Consider the following 15,717-nt stretch of genomic DNA (forward strand, 5'->3'; position numbering starts at 1 on the left):
TTTTGTGAAGAGATTCACCTCAGTCAACATGTTTGATTGAGGTGATTTTTTTTACTCCAATCTATTGACTGTTACTGTTAAATAACTTATATTAATCTAAAATAATTACCAAACGGTAACAAGTGATAGCTTATGATTCCACTAATATTTGCAAATAAAGGTGAAGAACAGATTATTAAAAAGATAGGCGGAAGCGAAGAAGTCAAGCGGCATCTTGAAAACCTCGGCTTCAATGTCGGCGGAACCGTCACAATCATCAATTCACTCGGCGGAAATGTCATCGTAAAAGTCAAAGAATCCCGCATTGCCATCAACGAAGACATGGCACGAAAAATCATGATTTAGTCAAATAAAAGAAATACGCGGCAAACATGCAGCGTAGGAGGAAAATATGAAAACAATGCGTGAAGCAAAGGTTGGTCAGACTGTCAAAGTTGTCCGCCTCCATGGAGAAGGTGCGGTCAAGCGTCGTATTATGGACATGGGAGTAACAAAAGGCGTTGAAGTTTATGTGCGTAAAGTTGCTCCTCTCGGAGACCCGATTGAAGTTACAGTGCGAAACTATGAACTTTCTCTCCGCAAAGCAGATGCAGAAATGATTGAAATTGAATAATGGCCGCGAAAGCAGTTTGAATCTTCGCTGCTACATTACAGCCAACATATTAGGAGTTAAAAAATGGATTTAAGAATAGCACTTGCAGGTAATCCGAATGCCGGAAAAACCACTCTTTTCAATGCCCTCACAGGCTCAAATCAATTCGTAGGAAACTGGCCTGGAGTCACTGTCGAAAAAAAAGAAGGAAAACTCAAGAAGCATGAAGGCGTAATCGTAACGGATTTGCCTGGTATTTACTCACTTTCACCGTACACGCTTGAGGAAGTCGTTGCCAGAAATTATCTCGTCGGCGAGCGACCTGATGTAATCTTGAACATCGTTGATGCGACAAATCTTGAACGAAATCTTTATCTCACGACTCAGCTCGTAGAACTTGGAATTCCTGTCGTTGTGGCACTCAACATGATGGACCTCGTAAAAAAAGCCGGTGACAAAATCGATGTTCCTGAACTTTCACGACATCTAGGATGTCAAATCGTTGAAATTTCAGCACTCAAAGGAACAAATGTAATGGAAGCGGCAGAAGCAGCAATCAAGGCCGCAACAGAAACAAAAACCGTTCCTCAGCACTCATTCTCTGGCCCGGTTGAACATGCAATCGCACACATCGAAGAAGCCGTTGTTCACGCATTGCCGGAAGAGCAACAGCGATGGTACGCAATCAAGATTTTTGAACGCGATGATAAAGTGCTTGAATCACTCAAAATCGAAAAAAACACTCTTGAACACATCGAAACCGACATCAAGGCCGCAGAAAAAGAACTTGATGATGATGCAGAAAGCATTATCACGAACGAGCGATACATTTATATCGCAGGAATCTTAAAATCAAGCTACAAGAAGCGGGATGCGGGAGCTCTCTCTCAATCAGACAAAATCGACCGGATTGTAACAAACCGCTGGCTCGGTCTGCCGATTTTTGCAGTAATTATGTTCGCAGTCTATTGGATTGCAATGATCGGAGTTGGAGCACCTGCAACAGACTGGGCAAACGACGGTCTTTTTGGTGACGGCTATCACCTGCTCGGAATCGGAACTAGCGCTTACGAAGAAGCAGCAGAAGAATACGGTGACACACCGGCAATTCTTGAAGCCCTTGAAAACGGCGAAAATACTTATGTAGTCGTTGACGATGAAACACTTGAAACTTCAGAACCAATCGAAATCACAGAAGAAGTTGCAGAAGAAGCAAAGGCAATGGCCGAAAAATACGGTGAAGAAGGTCCAGACCCGGCAGACTACGGAATCTGGGTTCCTGGCATTCCAGCCCTTATCGGAAGCGTGCTTGAAAAAGCCGAAACTTCAGAATGGCTTTCAGGCCTTATCCTCGACGGAATTGTCGCAGGCTGTGGTGCAGTTCTTGGCTTTGTTCCACAGATGCTCGTCCTCTTCCTCATGCTCGCATTCCTTGAAGCCTGTGGTTACATGGCACGAATCGCCTTCGTCCTTGACCGAATTTTCCGCAAATTCGGACTTTCAGGCAAATCATTCATCCCAATGCTCGTCGGAGTTGGTTGTGGCGTTCCTGGAATCATGGCAAGCCGCACAATCGAAAACGAACGCGACCGCCGCATGACAATCATGACCACGACTTTCATTCCATGTGGTGCAAAAGTTCCGTTCATTTCAATGATTGCAGGAGCGATTTTCGGTGGCTCTGCATGGGTCGCAACTTCGGCTTACTTCATCGGAATGGCTGCAATCATCATTTCAGGAATCATGCTTAAAAAGACAAAGATGTTCTCTGGAAATCCGGCGCCTTTCGTAATGGAACTTCCTTCATACCACATGCCGACTTGCACAAATGTACTGCGCTCAATGTGGGAACGCGGCTGGTCATTCATCAAAAAAGCAGGAACAATCATCCTTCTTTCAACAATCATCGTCTGGTTCACAAGTTTCTTCGGCTGGACAGAAGAAGGCTTTGGAATGCTTTCTGAAGAGCAGCTTGATTCATCAATCCTTGCCCGACTCGGCTCACTCATTGCATGGATTTTCGCACCTCTCGGATGGGGTAACTGGCAGGCAGCCGTTGCATCAATCACAGGTCTTGTCGCAAAAGAAAATATCGTTGGCACAATGGGAATCCTCTACGGAAGCGGAGATGTCACGGCATATCAGGCACTTTCACAGGCTTTCACAAGCGTCGCAGGCTTCTCATTCCTCGTGTTCAACCTGCTCTGTGCGCCATGTTTTGCGGCAATCGGTGCAATCAAACGCGAAATGAACAATACAAAGTGGTTCTGGTTTGCAATCGGTTATCAGTGCGCTTTCGCATACATCATTTCATTCATGATTAATCAGTTTGGAAATCTATTCGCCGGAAATGTAAATATTGTCGGTTTTGCATTCGCAGTCATTGCACTTCTCGGAATCATTTACATGCTCTTCATTAAAAAGTATACTGAAGCAGATAAGCTCACGGTATCAGTAGGAAAATAAGATGGGAAACATAATAGTTGCACTTATTCTGACAGCAATCGTTGCCGTCATCATCGTAAACATGGTAAGAAACAAAAAGAAAGGCAAATCGTCATGCGGATGCGGCTGTTCAAGCTGCGCAATGGACTCTTCTTGCCACTGTAACGAAAAATAAGCAATAAGGGGGAAAGTCTTCCCCCTGGGGCACACGGCGTTGTGCCCCACCCCCTTCGCCTAAGGGGTAGCTCCCTACCCCTTAAAATCCCCACTTTCTTAAAGCCCGAACAGAGTCCTTATATTCCTGTCAACAAGCACGCTCAACTGGCTTGCAAGCATTCCCCGCGCATGGGCAACATAATTGTACGAATGCTCGATAAAAACAGGCGTATTTGTCTGCCCGCGAAGCGGAACTGGTGCAAGATACGGCGCGTCTGTTTCCATAAGGAGACGGTCATCAGGAACATAACGAAGAAGCTCATTCATTTCTTCAAGACCTGCTTTTTTTGTATAAGTCACAGCCCCGCCAAAGGCAATATGCCAGCCCAAATCAAGGAAGGCTTTCGCTTCAGCTTTTCCGTAAGAATAACAGTGTATGATTCCGTTGTGATAGCCCATGTTCTTAATGCAGTCAAGCGTATCCTCAAAAGCATCTCTGCTGTGAACGATTACCGGAAGATTCATCTTTCGTGCCAAATCAATCTGCATCTGGAAAAGTTCCCGTTCACCTTCATACACGCCCCTGTCAAAATCCGCCTCATCACGACCATCTTCGCCGCTTGGGTTCCAGTGATGGTCAAGCCCGCATTCACCGATTGCAACAAGATGACTCTTATCCATAAAAGCTTCGATTGTATCTTCGAGCTTTTTCATGGCCTCTTCACGATTTTTGATTTCATCGACATCAGGCCAAATTCCAGCAGAATAATAAATCATTTCGTCAGCGGCCTGACGCTCATTTTCGGGCAGTTTTGCGACAGTTTCCTGAATCTGCACATGCCGCCGGAGCAAGTCATCACAACGGGTTCCAATATCAAGACCGAAAAACATGTTTCTTCCAACCAGCTGCGAAAGAATCTCCGCGCCGTCCAGCCCACGGTCAATTAAATGATGAAAATGAAAATGTGTATCACTGAACATAAGGATATTCTAGCGAATTTACAAGAAAATTGAAATGCAGCCTTGAAAATATGCAGATTCTTGTGATATAATATTTGTGTTGTTTACAACGATGCCAGGATGGTGGAATAGGTAGACACAAGGGACTTAAAATCCCTCGACAGCTAATACCGTCGTGCCGGTTCGATTCCGGTTCCTGGCAAAAAAAAGAGGTTTCGCCTGAAACCTCTTTTTTTTGCATTAACTGACTTAATAAAACTTATTTAACCTGGCTGTAAAGTCCTGCCATTTCATCACGCCATTCACCGCGAGTGTTTTCTCTTGATTCCCACTCAATTGTTCTTCGGATAGAAAAATGTTTCTGATCATGCGGATTTGCGAAATATAAAACGGCGAATTTGCCTTGACCGATATATGCGATTTTTTCAGTTGAAGAAATTTTTTCGCTCTCCGTGATTTTTGCAAGAACACAGTCGAAATGAACCGGATTTCCGCTCTCTTTATTTGGAAAAGCGTTCGCAATATCATTGATTGGCTCGCCACAAATCTCGCAGGAAATGACCTTTTCTTTAAAAGCACGGATTGCATTCTGATTTTCTTCGATTTCTTTTTGATTTACAGAAGAAGCCGCATATCTTCGTCTTTCCTGTCTGCGTTCATAAGATGCACTGCCGCGGCTTTCGTGCTTTCGCTCGGATTTAACTTCCTGCTTTTTGGGTTCACTTCTGCTGTTCTTCTCGTTGTTCTCGCGGTTTGACCAGCTTTGGTTTCTTCCACCGCGTCTTCTGTCACTTCGGCTCATGCCTTCTCCTCATTAATTGTTGCTCGCTGTCTTCAACGATTTTACGGCTCAATACCTGAGCAATCCGCTGAACTGCAAAATCAACATATTCAGCATCGTGAATTTTTTTGCGCAGTTCCATTACGCGTGGCGAAAATGTTCCGTTTATTGTCGCTGATTTAGAAGAAGTCATACAAACTCCGAAAAAGCATCTTGAATATGATAAACGCTTGGCAGATTCGGCATATCTATTACTAAAACATCAAATCTGATTCTGCTGTTATTATATTCTCGATGTTTTAGCAGAAAAAAATTAGCCGTTTTGACAATTTTCTTCTGTTTTCTGAAATCTAGCTCATGTGAAAGAGTCTCTGCATTTCCACTCGGCAAAGTCTTAACTTCCACAAAAATCAGAACATCGTCTTTTTCTGCAATTATATCAATTTCACCGTACCTTGTCCGCCAGTTGCGTTCAATTATGCGGTAAGAATTTTCCAAAAGATAGGAACAGGCCTTATCTTCGCCACTGATTCCAACGGAACGAGTTGATTTTTCACTCCTCGTTATCATCAATTCCTTCCAAATCCTCCAGAAGATAGATTGTCTCAGGATTCGGATAATTTCTGTCACTCACAAGATGCCCGTATGTAAGAAGATATTTGATGCCCCAGCGCTGAATTGCATCAATATGATAATTTTTGACAGATTTTTCTTCGCCAAGGAACATGTTTTCTCCATCATCAAAAAAAACAGGGGCTGAGAAGCGCATTCCAACCTTAATTTCCTTGCAGTCGATTTTATTGAATTTTTTGTCAGGCATCTAAAATCCCCCTATCTTTATTGTTTTCTTCTATTTTAACGACAAAGGCAAAAATGGCAGCAATTGCCGAATATGTGGACTCAGGAATAAAAGAGCCTACATTTTGAATTGAAAGCACATTCGCCATCTGAGCATCTTCAACGACCGGAACATCATTCTGCTTGGCAATTTCAACAAGACGCTGAGCGACGGAACCTTTTGCCTTTGCAGAAATGTAAGGAGCTTCGGCCCACTCCGGGTAGCGAAGTGCAACAGCAGAAAAAATCTTTTCGTCACAGTCCATCACGCACTCCCCCTCACGCAGGCAAAACTTTCATCATCTGAGCAAAAGCCGCAAAGCAAGTTAAAATCGCACTGCTCGACATGAATTTTGCCGGCATTCTTTGAAAGCATAGCTGTAAGAACTGAATGCTTGCCGTTAAAAGAAGGCGAATCAGAAGCAAATCTTACTTTCTCAATTTCTGAGTTCTTATAGTATAACACAAATATATTGCTTTTTTCGCGATTTTTCAAATTAATTATCGTTTTTTCAAGATTTTTTAGTTCAGAATCGAAAAGGAACCTGATATTCCCTGAATAATTTTTAAAATCCCACTCAAAAGGAAGAAACAGCCAATGCCGAAGCGGAGAACTTTTTTTGCCGCCAGAAAGAATTGAATTGAAAGCCGTAAGAATGCCCGAATCATGCGTTTCAGCTGCAAAATCAACTGAATCAAAATAATCTTTTACAAGCCCCTTTGAAACGCGGTCAGCTTGAGAAGCTTTTGCCCCGCCCTTAACAGAAAAATCTTCACGCTCTGCAGCTGCACTTCCAGAACCGCCTTTTCGCCTTTTTTCCTGCCCCTGATTATCCTGATTTCGGCCGAGAACCGCATTCACTTTTTCCTCATCAGAAGGCAGCCCCTTTTCATCAAGAAGAAATGAAACCTGCGCCTCTTCCTCGTTTACAAAACCGTCTTTTTTCGCCTGAGTCAAAGCCTTTTTGGCCGCCTCAGCATCAATTTTAATTCCGATTTGCTGCATGAATTGAAGGATTTTAAAAGATTCCGCATTCGGCTCAAATCCAAGCGAAGAAAGAAGATTCTGAACTTCTGGAGAAAGATTTTGATTGGTTGCAGTAAGTTTCTGAACCAATTTGTCAGTATTTTTTGATTCCTGTACAAGTGAAAGAGCAAGCTGATTTCCGGTTATTTTTACTTTCGCCTGAAAAACCTGCCCGACGGTCAGTTTTGCCTCAGATTTGACCTCAATCATTTTTCCAGCAAGGGAGACCGTGTAAGAGCCGTTTCCATTAGCAGCAAGAACTCTTCCTTTGACAGTAGTTCCGCTCCGTAAAACAGAAGCGTTTTGAAGATTTTGAGAAAGATTATCCTGTACAATGCGGATTGCAGTTGTCATAGACATAAAAAAATAACCACAGATGTCACAGATTACACAGACTTTTTATTTCAATCTGTGACATCTGCATAATCTGTGGTTTAATTAGTCATTAGAAAATACTAATTATTTTTTTGCTACTGCGTGTTCTGCAGCTTCCTCAGCTTTTACTTCAGCTTTGAGAGCAGCTTCTTTCTCTGCAGCAGCTTTAGAAAGGTCGCGTGACCACTTGAGGTACTCAACTGCCGGCTGACCGATGAGTTCCTTAACTTTTGCAGCCTTACCAACTTTGTCGCGGATATAGTAGAGCTTAGAGTGGCGAACTTTACCTGGGCGAACAACTTCTACATTTACAACGCGTGGGCTGTAAACCGGGAAGATTCGCTCAACACCAACGCCGTAAGAAATCTTGCGGACAGTGAATGTTTTGCGTACGCCAGAGTTCTTGATTGCAATTACGAGGCCTTCAAAAATCTGAATTCGTTTTGTTTTGCCCTCGATAATCTCAAAGTGAACTTTTACTGTGTCGCCAACTCTGAAGTTGAGAGAAGTTTCGTCTTCCTGCTGTGCTTCAATAGTTCTGATAAGATCCATTGTTATTTTCTCCTTTTTCTGCGGACATTCTTTAATGAAGATTGCTCCGCGATTTCCTCAATCATTTTTTCAGCTTCTGTAGTGAGCAAGCCCTGAATCCTTGCAGAGGCGATTAAATCCGGCCTGTTTGCAAGTGTTTTTTGGAGCCGCTTTTTCAGCCGCCACTTCCGAATAAGTTCATGGTTGCCCGAAGTAAGAACCTCCGGCACTGCCAAGTCCTTGTATACAGCCGGGTGCGTATACTGAGGATATTCCAAAAGTCCGTCAGAATAACTTTCTTCGTCCAAACTTTCCGGGGTAATAACATTTTCCACAAGACGATACACTGAATCAACAATGACCGTTGCGGCAAGTTCCCCGCTGGACATAACATAATCCCCGATAGAGATTTCGTCGTCCACATACAAGTCGATAATCCGCTGGTCAATACCTTCGTATCTTCCACAGACAAGGACAATTTCATCTTTCTGACTAAGTTCAAGCGCTTTTTTTTGAGTGAATGGCTTTCCTGAAGGTGTGACATAAATCACATGCTTTTTGTAGGCCTTTACGCTGTCAAGCGCCCTGCCGAGTGGTTCCGCCATTAAAAGCTGCCCCGCTCCGCCCCCGTACGGCTTGTCATCACAAGTTTTGTGTTTATCAAAGGCAAAATCCCTGATATTCACTAAATCGTAGGCAATAATTCCCTTTTCAACCGCTTTCGCCATGATTGAGGCTTCAAAAAAAGCGCGCGGAATCTCAGGAAATAAGGTCAGCACAGTAAATTTCATGGAATTACTCCAGAATCCAGAGGTGCATCAACTGGATCATCTTGTTTTTAACATCAACCTTTCCAATGAACTGATCCTTGAGCGGCACATAGACCGTCCGAATCTTGCCATTTGAATCGAATTTGACATCGTTACTAAGACAATCACAATCCTCGGTCAGGAGAACTTCTAACAGGTTCCCAGAACCGCCTTCCGTTACGTCTGTGATTGTACCCACCTTTATGGGTGCAGAATTATCTGCCAATCCGTCTTTACCCTTGTAAACAAGAGCACATTTTTTTAAGTCTTCGACATACCACTCGTTCTTACGCAAAGGACAAGCTTTGTCTCTCGGCACGACAATTTCCCATTTGTTGTACTTTTGTACGGCTTCAGGGGAATCAATTCCTGCCAGTTTCATGTACAAGTCACGACCGCCGACTTCCGCGTATTCGACCGAAAAGGACTTTTGCTCCCCGGTCCTGCCGTTTCTCAAAGCAACTTCTTCCATTTGAGCGAAATGCTCATATTCACCGGAAGTGCTTTCTACTTTAAATTTACCCGAAATTCCATGCGAACCCCGGACAAAACCAACAATAAAGTTGTCGTTCTGATTAGATTGTTCCACAGTTCAATTAGTCCAGTATGTCCAGGCTGTAATGCTTGCCATCTCTACTGGCTGATGCACTCAATACTGTGCGCAATGCTTTAGCAATTCGACCATATTTGCCGATTACCTTACCAATGTCACCCTGGGCTACACGAAGTTCGAGAATCGGACCGCGTTCACCTTCGGTTTCATTTACCGAGACTGCACTGGGATCATCGACCAATGATTTTGCAATGTATTCAATCAGGTCTTTTTCCATTCCCCGTTACTCCCGTTAAACTATTTGTTAAGGCCGTTTTTGCTAAGAATTCTCTTGACTGTTTCTGTCGGCTGTGCACCAACTCCAATCCAATACTTTGCACGCTCCATGTCTACGGTAACCTGGTTGCCTTCTGTCTGTGTGACTGGCTGGTAAGTTCCGATTTCTTCAATGGTAACGCCATCGCGCGGTACGCGTGAATCCTGAACAACGATTCGGTAGCAAGGTCGTTTTTTTGCACCGAGTCTCTTGAGTCTGATTTTGACCACAATATTCCTCCAATTATAGAATTGTGAAATAACAATATATCTTTTTTGAAAAGAATAATCAATACATTTTAAAATTAGCAATTAGTAATGAGCAATTAGCAGTTATTAATGAACAATTATTTCTTTAAAAAATCCACGGGCAGATTTATAATGAAAATATTGGAGGAATAGCTAATGTTTAAATCCCTGAAATTTAAATTTATCGCAGGTTCCGTCACTTTCATCCTGATTTCGCTTATCATCGTAACTTCCATTGCTACACTCAGTATAATCCACACCGCAGAAGAATTTGCAGCCATGCAGGGAAAGCCGGTCGTCGAAAAAGTCTGGAATTATATCGACGGCGATAAATTCGAAAAACTTACACAGAGTCTTGATTCAACAGACGAATGGGCAGAAGAAACCCGCCTCTGGATGCTTGATGTCGCACAGACAGCAGGATGCTCTTATCTTTTTACGATGGCTCCTGTTTCTGGCACAACTTACCGCTATATAATAGATGGAAGCTGTGATCCCACTGATACAGAAAACTTTTCACCGATGGGCACAGAAGAAGACATTGATTCATGGAGTCAGGCACCTTTTGACACCATGAAAACAGGCAAACTAACGACTTCCGGCATGGTCTATCAGGAAGGCTGGGGCTGGACAATCTCAACATACAAGGCAATCAAAAACTCACGCGGTTCAATCGTAGGCTTCGTGGGATGCGACTTTGAAATCTCATTCATCATAAACACAATCAAGCTCAGAGTCGCCACAATCGCCGTAATCGGAGCAATTCTTTTGATTCTCAGCGGGGTAATCCTCTACCTGTTCTCAAGCGCAATTTTCGGTTCAATGAAAATGATTTCAAATGAAATGAAGCAGATTTCAGACGGTACGGCCGATTTGACGCACCGGATTCCCGAAAAAGGAGAAAATGAGCTTACGGATTTGGCAATTAACTGCAACAAGGTGATTCAAAGCATCGGTAATCTCGTGGGAACACTTCAGGAAGAAACCAATGTTCTCAACGAAACCGGAAGCAGACTGACCGAAAGAATGCAGGGCTCTCTACAGCAGATTTCAGGGGCTGTTACCAGGGTTCACGAAATTGATTCAGAAATTTCATCACAGGCAAACAAAATCGAAGTCATTGCCGGAGGAATCAATTCGGTCGAGCAGGAAATTTCAAATCTTGACGATAGAATCAGTGAACAGGCCGGAGCGATTTCCGAAAGTTCCAGTGCAATCGAGGAAATCTCACTAAATATACGCTCAGTCAGCAAAAATGTGGACACAATCACCGAAGAATATGAAGTTCTGACCCATGAAGCACATAAAGGCAGCAAATTACAGGAAGAAGTTTCAAGTCAAATCGATGAAATCTCAAAGCAGTCCGAGAATTTGAACGAAGCAAACCAGGCAATCGCCGCAATCGCAGAGCAGACAAACCTGCTTGCCATGAATGCCGCAATCGAAGCTGCTCATGCCGGTGATGTTGGAAAAGGATTTTCGGTTGTTGCAGATGAAATCCGGGCACTGGCAGAAACGAGTGCCACGCAATCAATGGAAATCAAGAATCTTCTTGACGGCATTTCCGAAGCAATTCAAGGAATCGTTCAGTCATCAAAACAGTCATCCGAATCCTTTGAGCGGGTCGGAACGAAAATTGCAAGAATGGACTCGATGATGCGAGAAATCAAGGGCGGAATGTCAGAAGAAACTGCGGGCGTTCAGAATATCCTGCAGACGATGCAGTCTCTTGACCAGTCACGAAAGCAAATCAGCAATGCTTCCGACAACATGAAGGATGCAAGCAAATCTGTATTCGCCGGAATCTCAGAGCTTAAATCAATTTCAGAACGCACGCGCCAAGATTCAGAGCAGATTACAAATATCATTCAGGACATGAAGAGTGCCGCGCAGGAAGCAGCGGATGCGAGCGAAATTTCACAGGACGCTACACAAAATGTCGTTCAGATGATAAATGGATTCAAAGTAAAATGATTTTTAACGGAAGGTGTTCGTAAAGGTGAAGTTTTCTAACATCTATGTTTTATGCCCAGCCGCTTTCCTTTTCCACACACATAATCTCGCCTGAGACCGGGTGCGGAAAAGTGAGCGAACGAGCATGAAGCATGATTCTTTCATGAGGATGACCGCCGTAAAGCTCATCGCCCAAAATCGGAATTCCGAGCGAAGAAAGATGCACACGAATCTGATGTGTCCGGCCTGTGAGCGGGCGACATTCTAATAGAAGAAAACGATTATCCCCAGCCCTGAGCATTGCACTTCCAACAGCGATTTTCGACAAATCATCTGTGGTCAGTTCCTTTAAGACCTTGAAGTCCGTTTTTGAAGGAAGACCGCCGTTTTTTTCACTCATCTTTCCCCATTTAGCAGCCTGCCCCTTTGGACTCACCCTTCCCATCGGAAATTCAACCGAAAACTCTTTACCGACAGGGAAGTTCTTAATTTCAGAAGATTTTATACAGACAATTGCGTTGTACACTTTTCTTGCCGTGTGATTCTCAAACATATCATGACAAGCGGCGTTCACGCTCCGTGATTTTGTAAAGAGAATGACTCCGCTTGTATCACGGTCAAGACGATGCATGATTCCTGCATAAGGCGGATTTTTTGCATTTGGCTTTTCGATTTTCTGTTTTTCGAACAAAAACCTCACTACAGCCGCATGAAGGTTGTCACGGCTTTCGACCATGCCGGCTTCACTTGGGAAATGAGTGGGCTTATTTACAACGATTATGCTTTCATCCTCAAAAAGAACATCCTTTTCGGTCAGTTCAAAAGCGATGTCATCCGGCTGTTTTTCAAAAAAAAGTTTTTCTTCATCAATCTGAACAGAAACCGCACTTCCCGCCCGCAAATTGAAAGCAGGAACACGAATCTGCCGCCCGTTTACACTGACACTGCCGGCCACAATGAGACGGCGAATTTTTGAATTTGACACTGATTCACCAAGCAGACGGGGAAGCTCGGAACGAAGCAATTCATTGAGAGAAGTTGATTTTTCGGATTTTAGAAAGAATGATTTCATAAGAAAAAGCGGTAGGGATTGTAGGAGCGGCAAAGCCGTTCATGGGGCTAGTGCCCCATGAATGAAGCGGTAGCGGAACCCAAACGAGCACGACAACGAAAGTGCTCGCGAAAAGCCCGACCGCTGCGTTACGGAGCGAAGCGAAGTAGCAGCGGTACCGCCCGACTGCCACCTCTAATTTGGGATTTAATAGCCCAGTTCTTCACCGACCAGGATGATTTTGATTCGGCCTTTTGTTCGGCTGATTCTTGTTTTAACGAAAGTCGCGCAAATGTCGTGCTCGTTGGTAAGTTTTAGTCGCTGAGCGTTTTTTGGAGCCGCAACTTTGAGCGCACGGTTTTCCAAATCAGCTTCGGTCGGAACGATTTTGTTGATTCCGACAAGAGCGATGACTTCTTTGGGACCAAAGGTGATTGCAGCTACGCGGTTGCCGTTTCCGTCGATGTTGAAAAGAACTCCGTCCTCGCTCACAGCATTGAAACTCGTGAGGAAAAAGTCTGCAAAAAAGGCCTTTCGCATAAGTTCAGCCTTTTCTTCGGGAGACTTCGCAGAATCACGGTCAATCAGCTTGTAATCACCGTTTTTTACGCGTGCAAGCAGGCCAGATTCTTCGACTGAAACCGAGCCGCCCCAGGAAACAGAAGAGCCTTTAGGCATGAAAGCAAGAGCCGCTTCAACAGCTTCAGCCTTTGTTTGAGCGAAAACTGCTTCGAAACCGCGTTTTTTAAGATTAGCAATGATTTTTTCTGTGTCCATAAATGCTCCTTTTAAATTCCGTTATTTTGCGATTTTTTTCTTTAATACGATAACTTCTCCGACGAGAAGAACAATACCGACGCTCCATGAGATGATTCCGCTGGCAACGACACCGAGGCTCTGAGTAAATCCTGCAACGATGTATGTGAGGAAAGACACAAGTGCGACAGAAAGTGCATAAGGAAGCTGTGTTGAAACATGGTTTACATGCTCACATTGTGCGCCCGCACTTGCCATAATCGTGGTGTCGGAAATCGGTGAACAATGGTCGCCACAGACAGCACCTGCCATACATGCAGAAATTGAGATGATTCGGAGAGGATCGCCCACGCTGAATACTGCAATGCAGATTGGAATGAGGATACCGAATGTGCCCCATGAAGTTCCGGTTGCAAATGCAAGGAAAGCCGCAATCACAAAGATGATGGCTGGCAAGAAATTCTTTAATCCCTGGGCACTTCCTTCAACAAGGCCTGCGACATATTTTGAAGCGCTCAAAGAATCTGTCATTGCCTTGAGAGTCCATGCCAAAGTCAGAATCAAAATTGCAGGAACCATAGCCTTAAATCCGTCTGGAACACAGGCCATGCACTCTTTGAAAGAAAGCACTCTGCGGACAAGGAAAACACAAATCGTAAGGACAAGAGCCGCGAACGAACCAAGCACGAGACCGACAGAAGCGTCACTTGCAGCAAAAGCATCAACGAAATTTTTGTGATCTTCGCCGCTTGCAAAGAATCCGCCTGTATAAATCATGCCGATTGTACAAAGAACGATGAGGCTCAAAATCGGGAAAACAAGGTCAAACACTTTGCCATTTGAAGAGTGAGCTTCATCATCTTCGCCAAGGGCATCATTTCGGCTGTATTCAAATTTTGCCATCGGTCCGAATTCAAAATTCATGAAGACCATAAGGAACATCATTCCGATTGTGAAGAATGCGTAGAAGTTGAAAGGAATTGCCTTGCAGAAAAGAGCAAGACCGTTTTCGCCTTCGCTTACAAAGCCTGCAACTGCCGCAGCCCATGAAGAAATCGGTGCGATGATACAGATTGGAGCCGCTGTCGCATCAATAAGATAAGCGAGTTTTTCGCGGGAAACCTTATATTTTTTAGTAATCGGGCGCATGACCGAACCGACCGTAAGACAGTTGAAATAGTCATCGATAAAGATGAGGATGCCGAGACAGATTGTTGCCAGCTGAGCACCTTTTTTTGTCTTGATGTGCTTTTTTGCCCATTCACCGAAAGCAGAAGAACCGCCGGCCTTGTTCATGAGTGCGACCATTGTTCCAAGCACGACAAGGAAAACCAGGATTCCAACATTCCATGAGTCAGAAAGCTGCTTAATCATGCCGTCGTTAAAGACATGCGTGAAAAAGCCAGTGAAACCGCTTGAAGCATCAATGGCGAAAAAGGCTCCGCCAATTAAAATTCCGATAAAGAGTGAAGAATAAACTTCTTTTGTGATGAGTGCCAGAGCGATTGCGACAATCGGAGGTACGAGAGACCAGAATGTTCCTGCCATTTTTTACACTCCTCCGTTTGAAAGAGATTTAAAATCAGTTTTCAGCGGATTTTTTACACCGTCAGACTCCAGTTTTTCGATGATTGCAATCGCGTAGTTTAGTTTGTCAAGCAAATCAGCCGCGCAATAGGTCTTGATTTTTTTGAGAGCATCAAGCACTTCGTTATTTGTCATAATGACACCTCCTAGTCGTTTCTATTTACAATTACAACATTATAAACGCTCTCAAAGGAATTGTCACCTGTTTCGCTAGGAATAAAGTTCGGTACATTCCCAGCATATAGGTAATCACAATCCAATTCTGACAAGTTTTCTGAACAAGTTAACGAAAATGATATTCCTGAAAAAAGCATAAAAATTTTAGTCATAAGAGAGTTCATATGTAGTCCTAAAAACTGAGAATGTCACATAAGGAACATTCTCACTTAATTAAAGTTTCTTAATTAACTGCCACTACGGCAACTGCAAGAGCATTGGGCAGATTGATTAGCGTTTGTTTCATGTTCCCGCTTATCATCTCTATAATTTCTTCCGAAATTCCATCTTCAGCCAAAGCAAGCAGCAACGCTCCTATACTTTCTGTTTGAAAATCCGGTTGAATTCCATCATCCGGGTCTAAATTATCTTTCTGCAAAACTCCCGGCAATGTCTGAAACTGTGGGATATTTATTATTATCCCAGAATTCGGAAGAATTGCCGGAAGGACGCCACCATAAGAATACGCACCAAAACTTTCAGTTCCTAACAACTTTATATTTTTAAAATTCTGTCTGAGTAAA

The 15,717-nt window shown here is 43.6% G+C and carries 23 protein-coding genes and 1 tRNA gene; 6 read left to right on the forward strand and 18 right to left on the reverse strand.

Annotated elements, in window-relative coordinates; translation table 11 throughout:
* Nucleotides 1-132 precede the first annotated feature (132 nt).
* The 4 genes from Q0Q74_RS08975 (at nt 133) to Q0Q74_RS08990 (ending at nt 3,212) form a co-directional block, all read left to right on the forward strand.
* Nucleotides 133-345, forward strand: coding sequence for a FeoA family protein (locus Q0Q74_RS08975; protein ID WP_294430104.1), 213 nt, complete (start codon nt 133-135; stop codon nt 343-345).
* Nucleotides 346-391: 46 nt separating this feature from the next.
* A complete protein-coding gene (locus Q0Q74_RS08980; RefSeq protein WP_294430105.1) occupies nt 392-613 on the forward strand; it encodes a FeoA family protein in 222 nt (73 codons plus the stop codon).
* Nucleotides 614-676: 63 nt separating this feature from the next.
* Nucleotides 677-3,058: a ferrous iron transport protein B gene (feoB, locus tag Q0Q74_RS08985; RefSeq protein WP_294430107.1), complete on the forward strand. Its 2,382-nt coding sequence runs from the start codon at nt 677-679 to the stop codon at nt 3,056-3,058.
* A gap of 1 nt (nt 3,059) precedes the next feature.
* Entirely contained in the window at nt 3,060-3,212 is a 153-nt protein-coding gene (locus tag Q0Q74_RS08990) for a FeoB-associated Cys-rich membrane protein (RefSeq protein WP_294430109.1), read from the forward strand.
* Nucleotides 3,213-3,310: 98 nt separating this feature from the next.
* On the opposite strand, the gene Q0Q74_RS08995 is transcribed toward Q0Q74_RS08990, so the two are convergent.
* Nucleotides 3,311-4,174, reverse strand: coding sequence for a TatD family hydrolase (locus Q0Q74_RS08995; protein ID WP_294430111.1), 864 nt, complete (start codon nt 4,172-4,174; stop codon nt 3,311-3,313).
* 93 nt (nt 4,175-4,267) lie between these two features.
* Between Q0Q74_RS08995 and Q0Q74_RS09000 the strand changes: the two genes are divergently transcribed.
* A tRNA-Leu gene (locus Q0Q74_RS09000) sits at nt 4,268-4,355 on the forward strand.
* A gap of 57 nt (nt 4,356-4,412) precedes the next feature.
* Here the strand turns inward: Q0Q74_RS09000 and Q0Q74_RS09005 are convergent.
* The 11 genes from Q0Q74_RS09005 to rpsP form a co-directional block, all read right to left on the reverse strand.
* Nucleotides 4,413-4,955, reverse strand: a complete 543-nt coding sequence (locus Q0Q74_RS09005; protein WP_294430112.1) for a hypothetical protein — start codon at nt 4,953-4,955, stop codon at nt 4,413-4,415.
* Entirely contained in the window at nt 4,942-5,127 is a 186-nt protein-coding gene (locus Q0Q74_RS09010) for a hypothetical protein (RefSeq protein ID WP_294430113.1), read from the reverse strand. The genes Q0Q74_RS09005 and Q0Q74_RS09010 overlap by 14 nt, the downstream gene beginning before the upstream one ends.
* Nucleotides 5,124-5,504, reverse strand: a complete 381-nt coding sequence (locus tag Q0Q74_RS09015) for a YraN family protein (protein WP_294430115.1) — start codon at nt 5,502-5,504, stop codon at nt 5,124-5,126. Before Q0Q74_RS09015 ends, Q0Q74_RS09010 begins: the two co-directional genes overlap by 4 nt.
* A complete protein-coding gene (locus Q0Q74_RS09020) occupies nt 5,488-5,754 on the reverse strand; it encodes a phosphohydrolase (RefSeq protein ID WP_294430117.1) in 267 nt (88 codons plus the stop codon). The genes Q0Q74_RS09015 and Q0Q74_RS09020 overlap by 17 nt, the downstream gene beginning before the upstream one ends.
* The gene (locus Q0Q74_RS09025) at nt 5,747-6,037 is read right to left on the reverse strand and encodes an EscU/YscU/HrcU family type III secretion system export apparatus switch protein (protein WP_294430118.1); all 291 of its coding nucleotides are present in this window, start codon (nt 6,035-6,037) and stop codon (nt 5,747-5,749) included. Before Q0Q74_RS09025 ends, Q0Q74_RS09020 begins: the two co-directional genes overlap by 8 nt.
* Nucleotides 6,037-7,158, reverse strand: coding sequence for a hypothetical protein (locus Q0Q74_RS09030; protein WP_294430119.1), 1,122 nt, complete (start codon nt 7,156-7,158; stop codon nt 6,037-6,039). Before Q0Q74_RS09030 ends, Q0Q74_RS09025 begins: the two co-directional genes overlap by 1 nt.
* Nucleotides 7,159-7,257: 99 nt before the next feature.
* The gene (rplS, locus tag Q0Q74_RS09035; protein ID WP_294430121.1) at nt 7,258-7,725 is read right to left on the reverse strand and encodes a 50S ribosomal protein L19; all 468 of its coding nucleotides are present in this window, start codon (nt 7,723-7,725) and stop codon (nt 7,258-7,260) included.
* Nucleotides 7,726-7,727: 2 nt separating this feature from the next.
* On the reverse strand, nt 7,728-8,495 hold the full coding sequence (gene trmD / locus Q0Q74_RS09040) for a tRNA (guanosine(37)-N1)-methyltransferase TrmD (RefSeq protein ID WP_294430122.1): 768 nt from the start codon (nt 8,493-8,495) through the stop codon (nt 7,728-7,730).
* Nucleotides 8,496-8,499: 4 nt separating this feature from the next.
* Nucleotides 8,500-9,102, reverse strand: a complete 603-nt coding sequence (gene rimM, locus Q0Q74_RS09045) for a ribosome maturation factor RimM (RefSeq protein ID WP_294430124.1) — start codon at nt 9,100-9,102, stop codon at nt 8,500-8,502.
* A gap of 7 nt (nt 9,103-9,109) precedes the next feature.
* Nucleotides 9,110-9,343: a KH domain-containing protein gene (locus tag Q0Q74_RS09050; protein ID WP_294430125.1), complete on the reverse strand. Its 234-nt coding sequence runs from the start codon at nt 9,341-9,343 to the stop codon at nt 9,110-9,112.
* Nucleotides 9,344-9,363: 20 nt separating this feature from the next.
* The gene (rpsP, locus tag Q0Q74_RS09055) at nt 9,364-9,612 is read right to left on the reverse strand and encodes a 30S ribosomal protein S16 (protein ID WP_294430127.1); all 249 of its coding nucleotides are present in this window, start codon (nt 9,610-9,612) and stop codon (nt 9,364-9,366) included.
* A 174-nt stretch (nt 9,613-9,786) separates the two neighbouring features.
* Between rpsP and Q0Q74_RS09060 the strand changes: the two genes are divergently transcribed.
* Nucleotides 9,787-11,604 carry a methyl-accepting chemotaxis protein gene (locus Q0Q74_RS09060; protein ID WP_294430128.1) on the forward strand — a complete coding sequence of 606 codons (1,818 nt, stop codon included), beginning with the start codon at nt 9,787-9,789 and terminating at the stop codon, nt 11,602-11,604.
* A gap of 49 nt (nt 11,605-11,653) precedes the next feature.
* Here Q0Q74_RS09060 and Q0Q74_RS09065 read toward each other — a convergent pair whose 3' ends face one another.
* The 6 genes from Q0Q74_RS09065 to Q0Q74_RS09090 form a co-directional block, all read right to left on the reverse strand.
* Nucleotides 11,654-12,655, reverse strand: coding sequence for an RluA family pseudouridine synthase (locus Q0Q74_RS09065; RefSeq protein WP_294430131.1), 1,002 nt, complete (start codon nt 12,653-12,655; stop codon nt 11,654-11,656).
* Nucleotides 12,609-12,827 carry a hypothetical protein gene (locus Q0Q74_RS09070; protein WP_294430132.1) on the reverse strand — a complete coding sequence of 73 codons (219 nt, stop codon included), beginning with the start codon at nt 12,825-12,827 and terminating at the stop codon, nt 12,609-12,611. The genes Q0Q74_RS09065 and Q0Q74_RS09070 overlap by 47 nt, the downstream gene beginning before the upstream one ends.
* A 14-nt stretch (nt 12,828-12,841) precedes the next feature.
* The gene (locus Q0Q74_RS09075; RefSeq protein WP_294430133.1) at nt 12,842-13,411 is read right to left on the reverse strand and encodes a lactate utilization protein; all 570 of its coding nucleotides are present in this window, start codon (nt 13,409-13,411) and stop codon (nt 12,842-12,844) included.
* Between the two features lie 21 nt (nt 13,412-13,432).
* Nucleotides 13,433-14,938 (reverse strand): Na+/H+ antiporter NhaC family protein, encoded by a 1,506-nt coding sequence (locus Q0Q74_RS09080; protein WP_294430136.1) that lies wholly within the window; start codon nt 14,936-14,938, stop codon nt 13,433-13,435.
* A 3-nt stretch (nt 14,939-14,941) separates the two neighbouring features.
* Nucleotides 14,942-15,112: a hypothetical protein gene (locus Q0Q74_RS09085; RefSeq protein ID WP_294430138.1), complete on the reverse strand. Its 171-nt coding sequence runs from the start codon at nt 15,110-15,112 to the stop codon at nt 14,942-14,944.
* A gap of 265 nt (nt 15,113-15,377) precedes the next feature.
* On the reverse strand, nt 15,378-15,717 hold a 340-nt coding region (locus tag Q0Q74_RS09090; RefSeq protein ID WP_294430141.1), incomplete at its 5' end, for a hypothetical protein.

The sequence above is a fragment of the uncultured Treponema sp. genome, assembly GCF_946187725.1.
Lineage (GTDB): Bacteria > Spirochaetota > Spirochaetia > Treponematales > Treponemataceae > Treponema_D.

Excerpts from the sequence above, each read along its gene's own strand:
- Q0Q74_RS08975 (WP_294430104.1), top strand. The coding sequence starts at position 133 with ATGATTCCACTAATATTTGCAAATAAAGGTGAAGAACAGATTATTAAA.
- Q0Q74_RS08980 (WP_294430105.1), top strand. The coding sequence starts at position 392 with ATGAAAACAATGCGTGAAGCAAAGGTTGGTCAGACTGTCAAAGTTGTC.
- feoB (WP_294430107.1), top strand. The coding sequence starts at position 677 with ATGGATTTAAGAATAGCACTTGCAGGTAATCCGAATGCCGGAAAAACC.
- Q0Q74_RS08990 (WP_294430109.1), top strand. The coding sequence starts at position 3,060 with ATGGGAAACATAATAGTTGCACTTATTCTGACAGCAATCGTTGCCGTC.
- Q0Q74_RS08995 (WP_294430111.1), bottom strand. The coding sequence starts at position 4,174 with ATGTTCAGTGATACACATTTTCATTTTCATCATTTAATTGACCGTGGG.
- Q0Q74_RS09005 (WP_294430112.1), bottom strand. The coding sequence starts at position 4,955 with ATGAGCCGAAGTGACAGAAGACGCGGTGGAAGAAACCAAAGCTGGTCA.
- Q0Q74_RS09010 (WP_294430113.1), bottom strand. The coding sequence starts at position 5,127 with ATGACTTCTTCTAAATCAGCGACAATAAACGGAACATTTTCGCCACGC.
- Q0Q74_RS09015 (WP_294430115.1), bottom strand. The coding sequence starts at position 5,504 with ATGATAACGAGGAGTGAAAAATCAACTCGTTCCGTTGGAATCAGTGGC.
- Q0Q74_RS09020 (WP_294430117.1), bottom strand. The coding sequence starts at position 5,754 with ATGCCTGACAAAAAATTCAATAAAATCGACTGCAAGGAAATTAAGGTT.
- Q0Q74_RS09025 (WP_294430118.1), bottom strand. The coding sequence starts at position 6,037 with ATGGACTGTGACGAAAAGATTTTTTCTGCTGTTGCACTTCGCTACCCG.
- Q0Q74_RS09030 (WP_294430119.1), bottom strand. The coding sequence starts at position 7,158 with ATGTCTATGACAACTGCAATCCGCATTGTACAGGATAATCTTTCTCAA.
- rplS (WP_294430121.1), bottom strand. The coding sequence starts at position 7,725 with ATGGATCTTATCAGAACTATTGAAGCACAGCAGGAAGACGAAACTTCT.
- trmD (WP_294430122.1), bottom strand. The coding sequence starts at position 8,495 with ATGAAATTTACTGTGCTGACCTTATTTCCTGAGATTCCGCGCGCTTTT.
- Q0Q74_RS09050 (WP_294430125.1), bottom strand. The coding sequence starts at position 9,343 with ATGGAAAAAGACCTGATTGAATACATTGCAAAATCATTGGTCGATGAT.
- Q0Q74_RS09060 (WP_294430128.1), top strand. The coding sequence starts at position 9,787 with ATGTTTAAATCCCTGAAATTTAAATTTATCGCAGGTTCCGTCACTTTC.
- Q0Q74_RS09065 (WP_294430131.1), bottom strand. The coding sequence starts at position 12,655 with ATGAAATCATTCTTTCTAAAATCCGAAAAATCAACTTCTCTCAATGAA.
- Q0Q74_RS09075 (WP_294430133.1), bottom strand. The coding sequence starts at position 13,411 with ATGGACACAGAAAAAATCATTGCTAATCTTAAAAAACGCGGTTTCGAA.
- Q0Q74_RS09080 (WP_294430136.1), bottom strand. The coding sequence starts at position 14,938 with ATGGCAGGAACATTCTGGTCTCTCGTACCTCCGATTGTCGCAATCGCT.
- Q0Q74_RS09085 (WP_294430138.1), bottom strand. The coding sequence starts at position 15,112 with ATGACAAATAACGAAGTGCTTGATGCTCTCAAAAAAATCAAGACCTAT.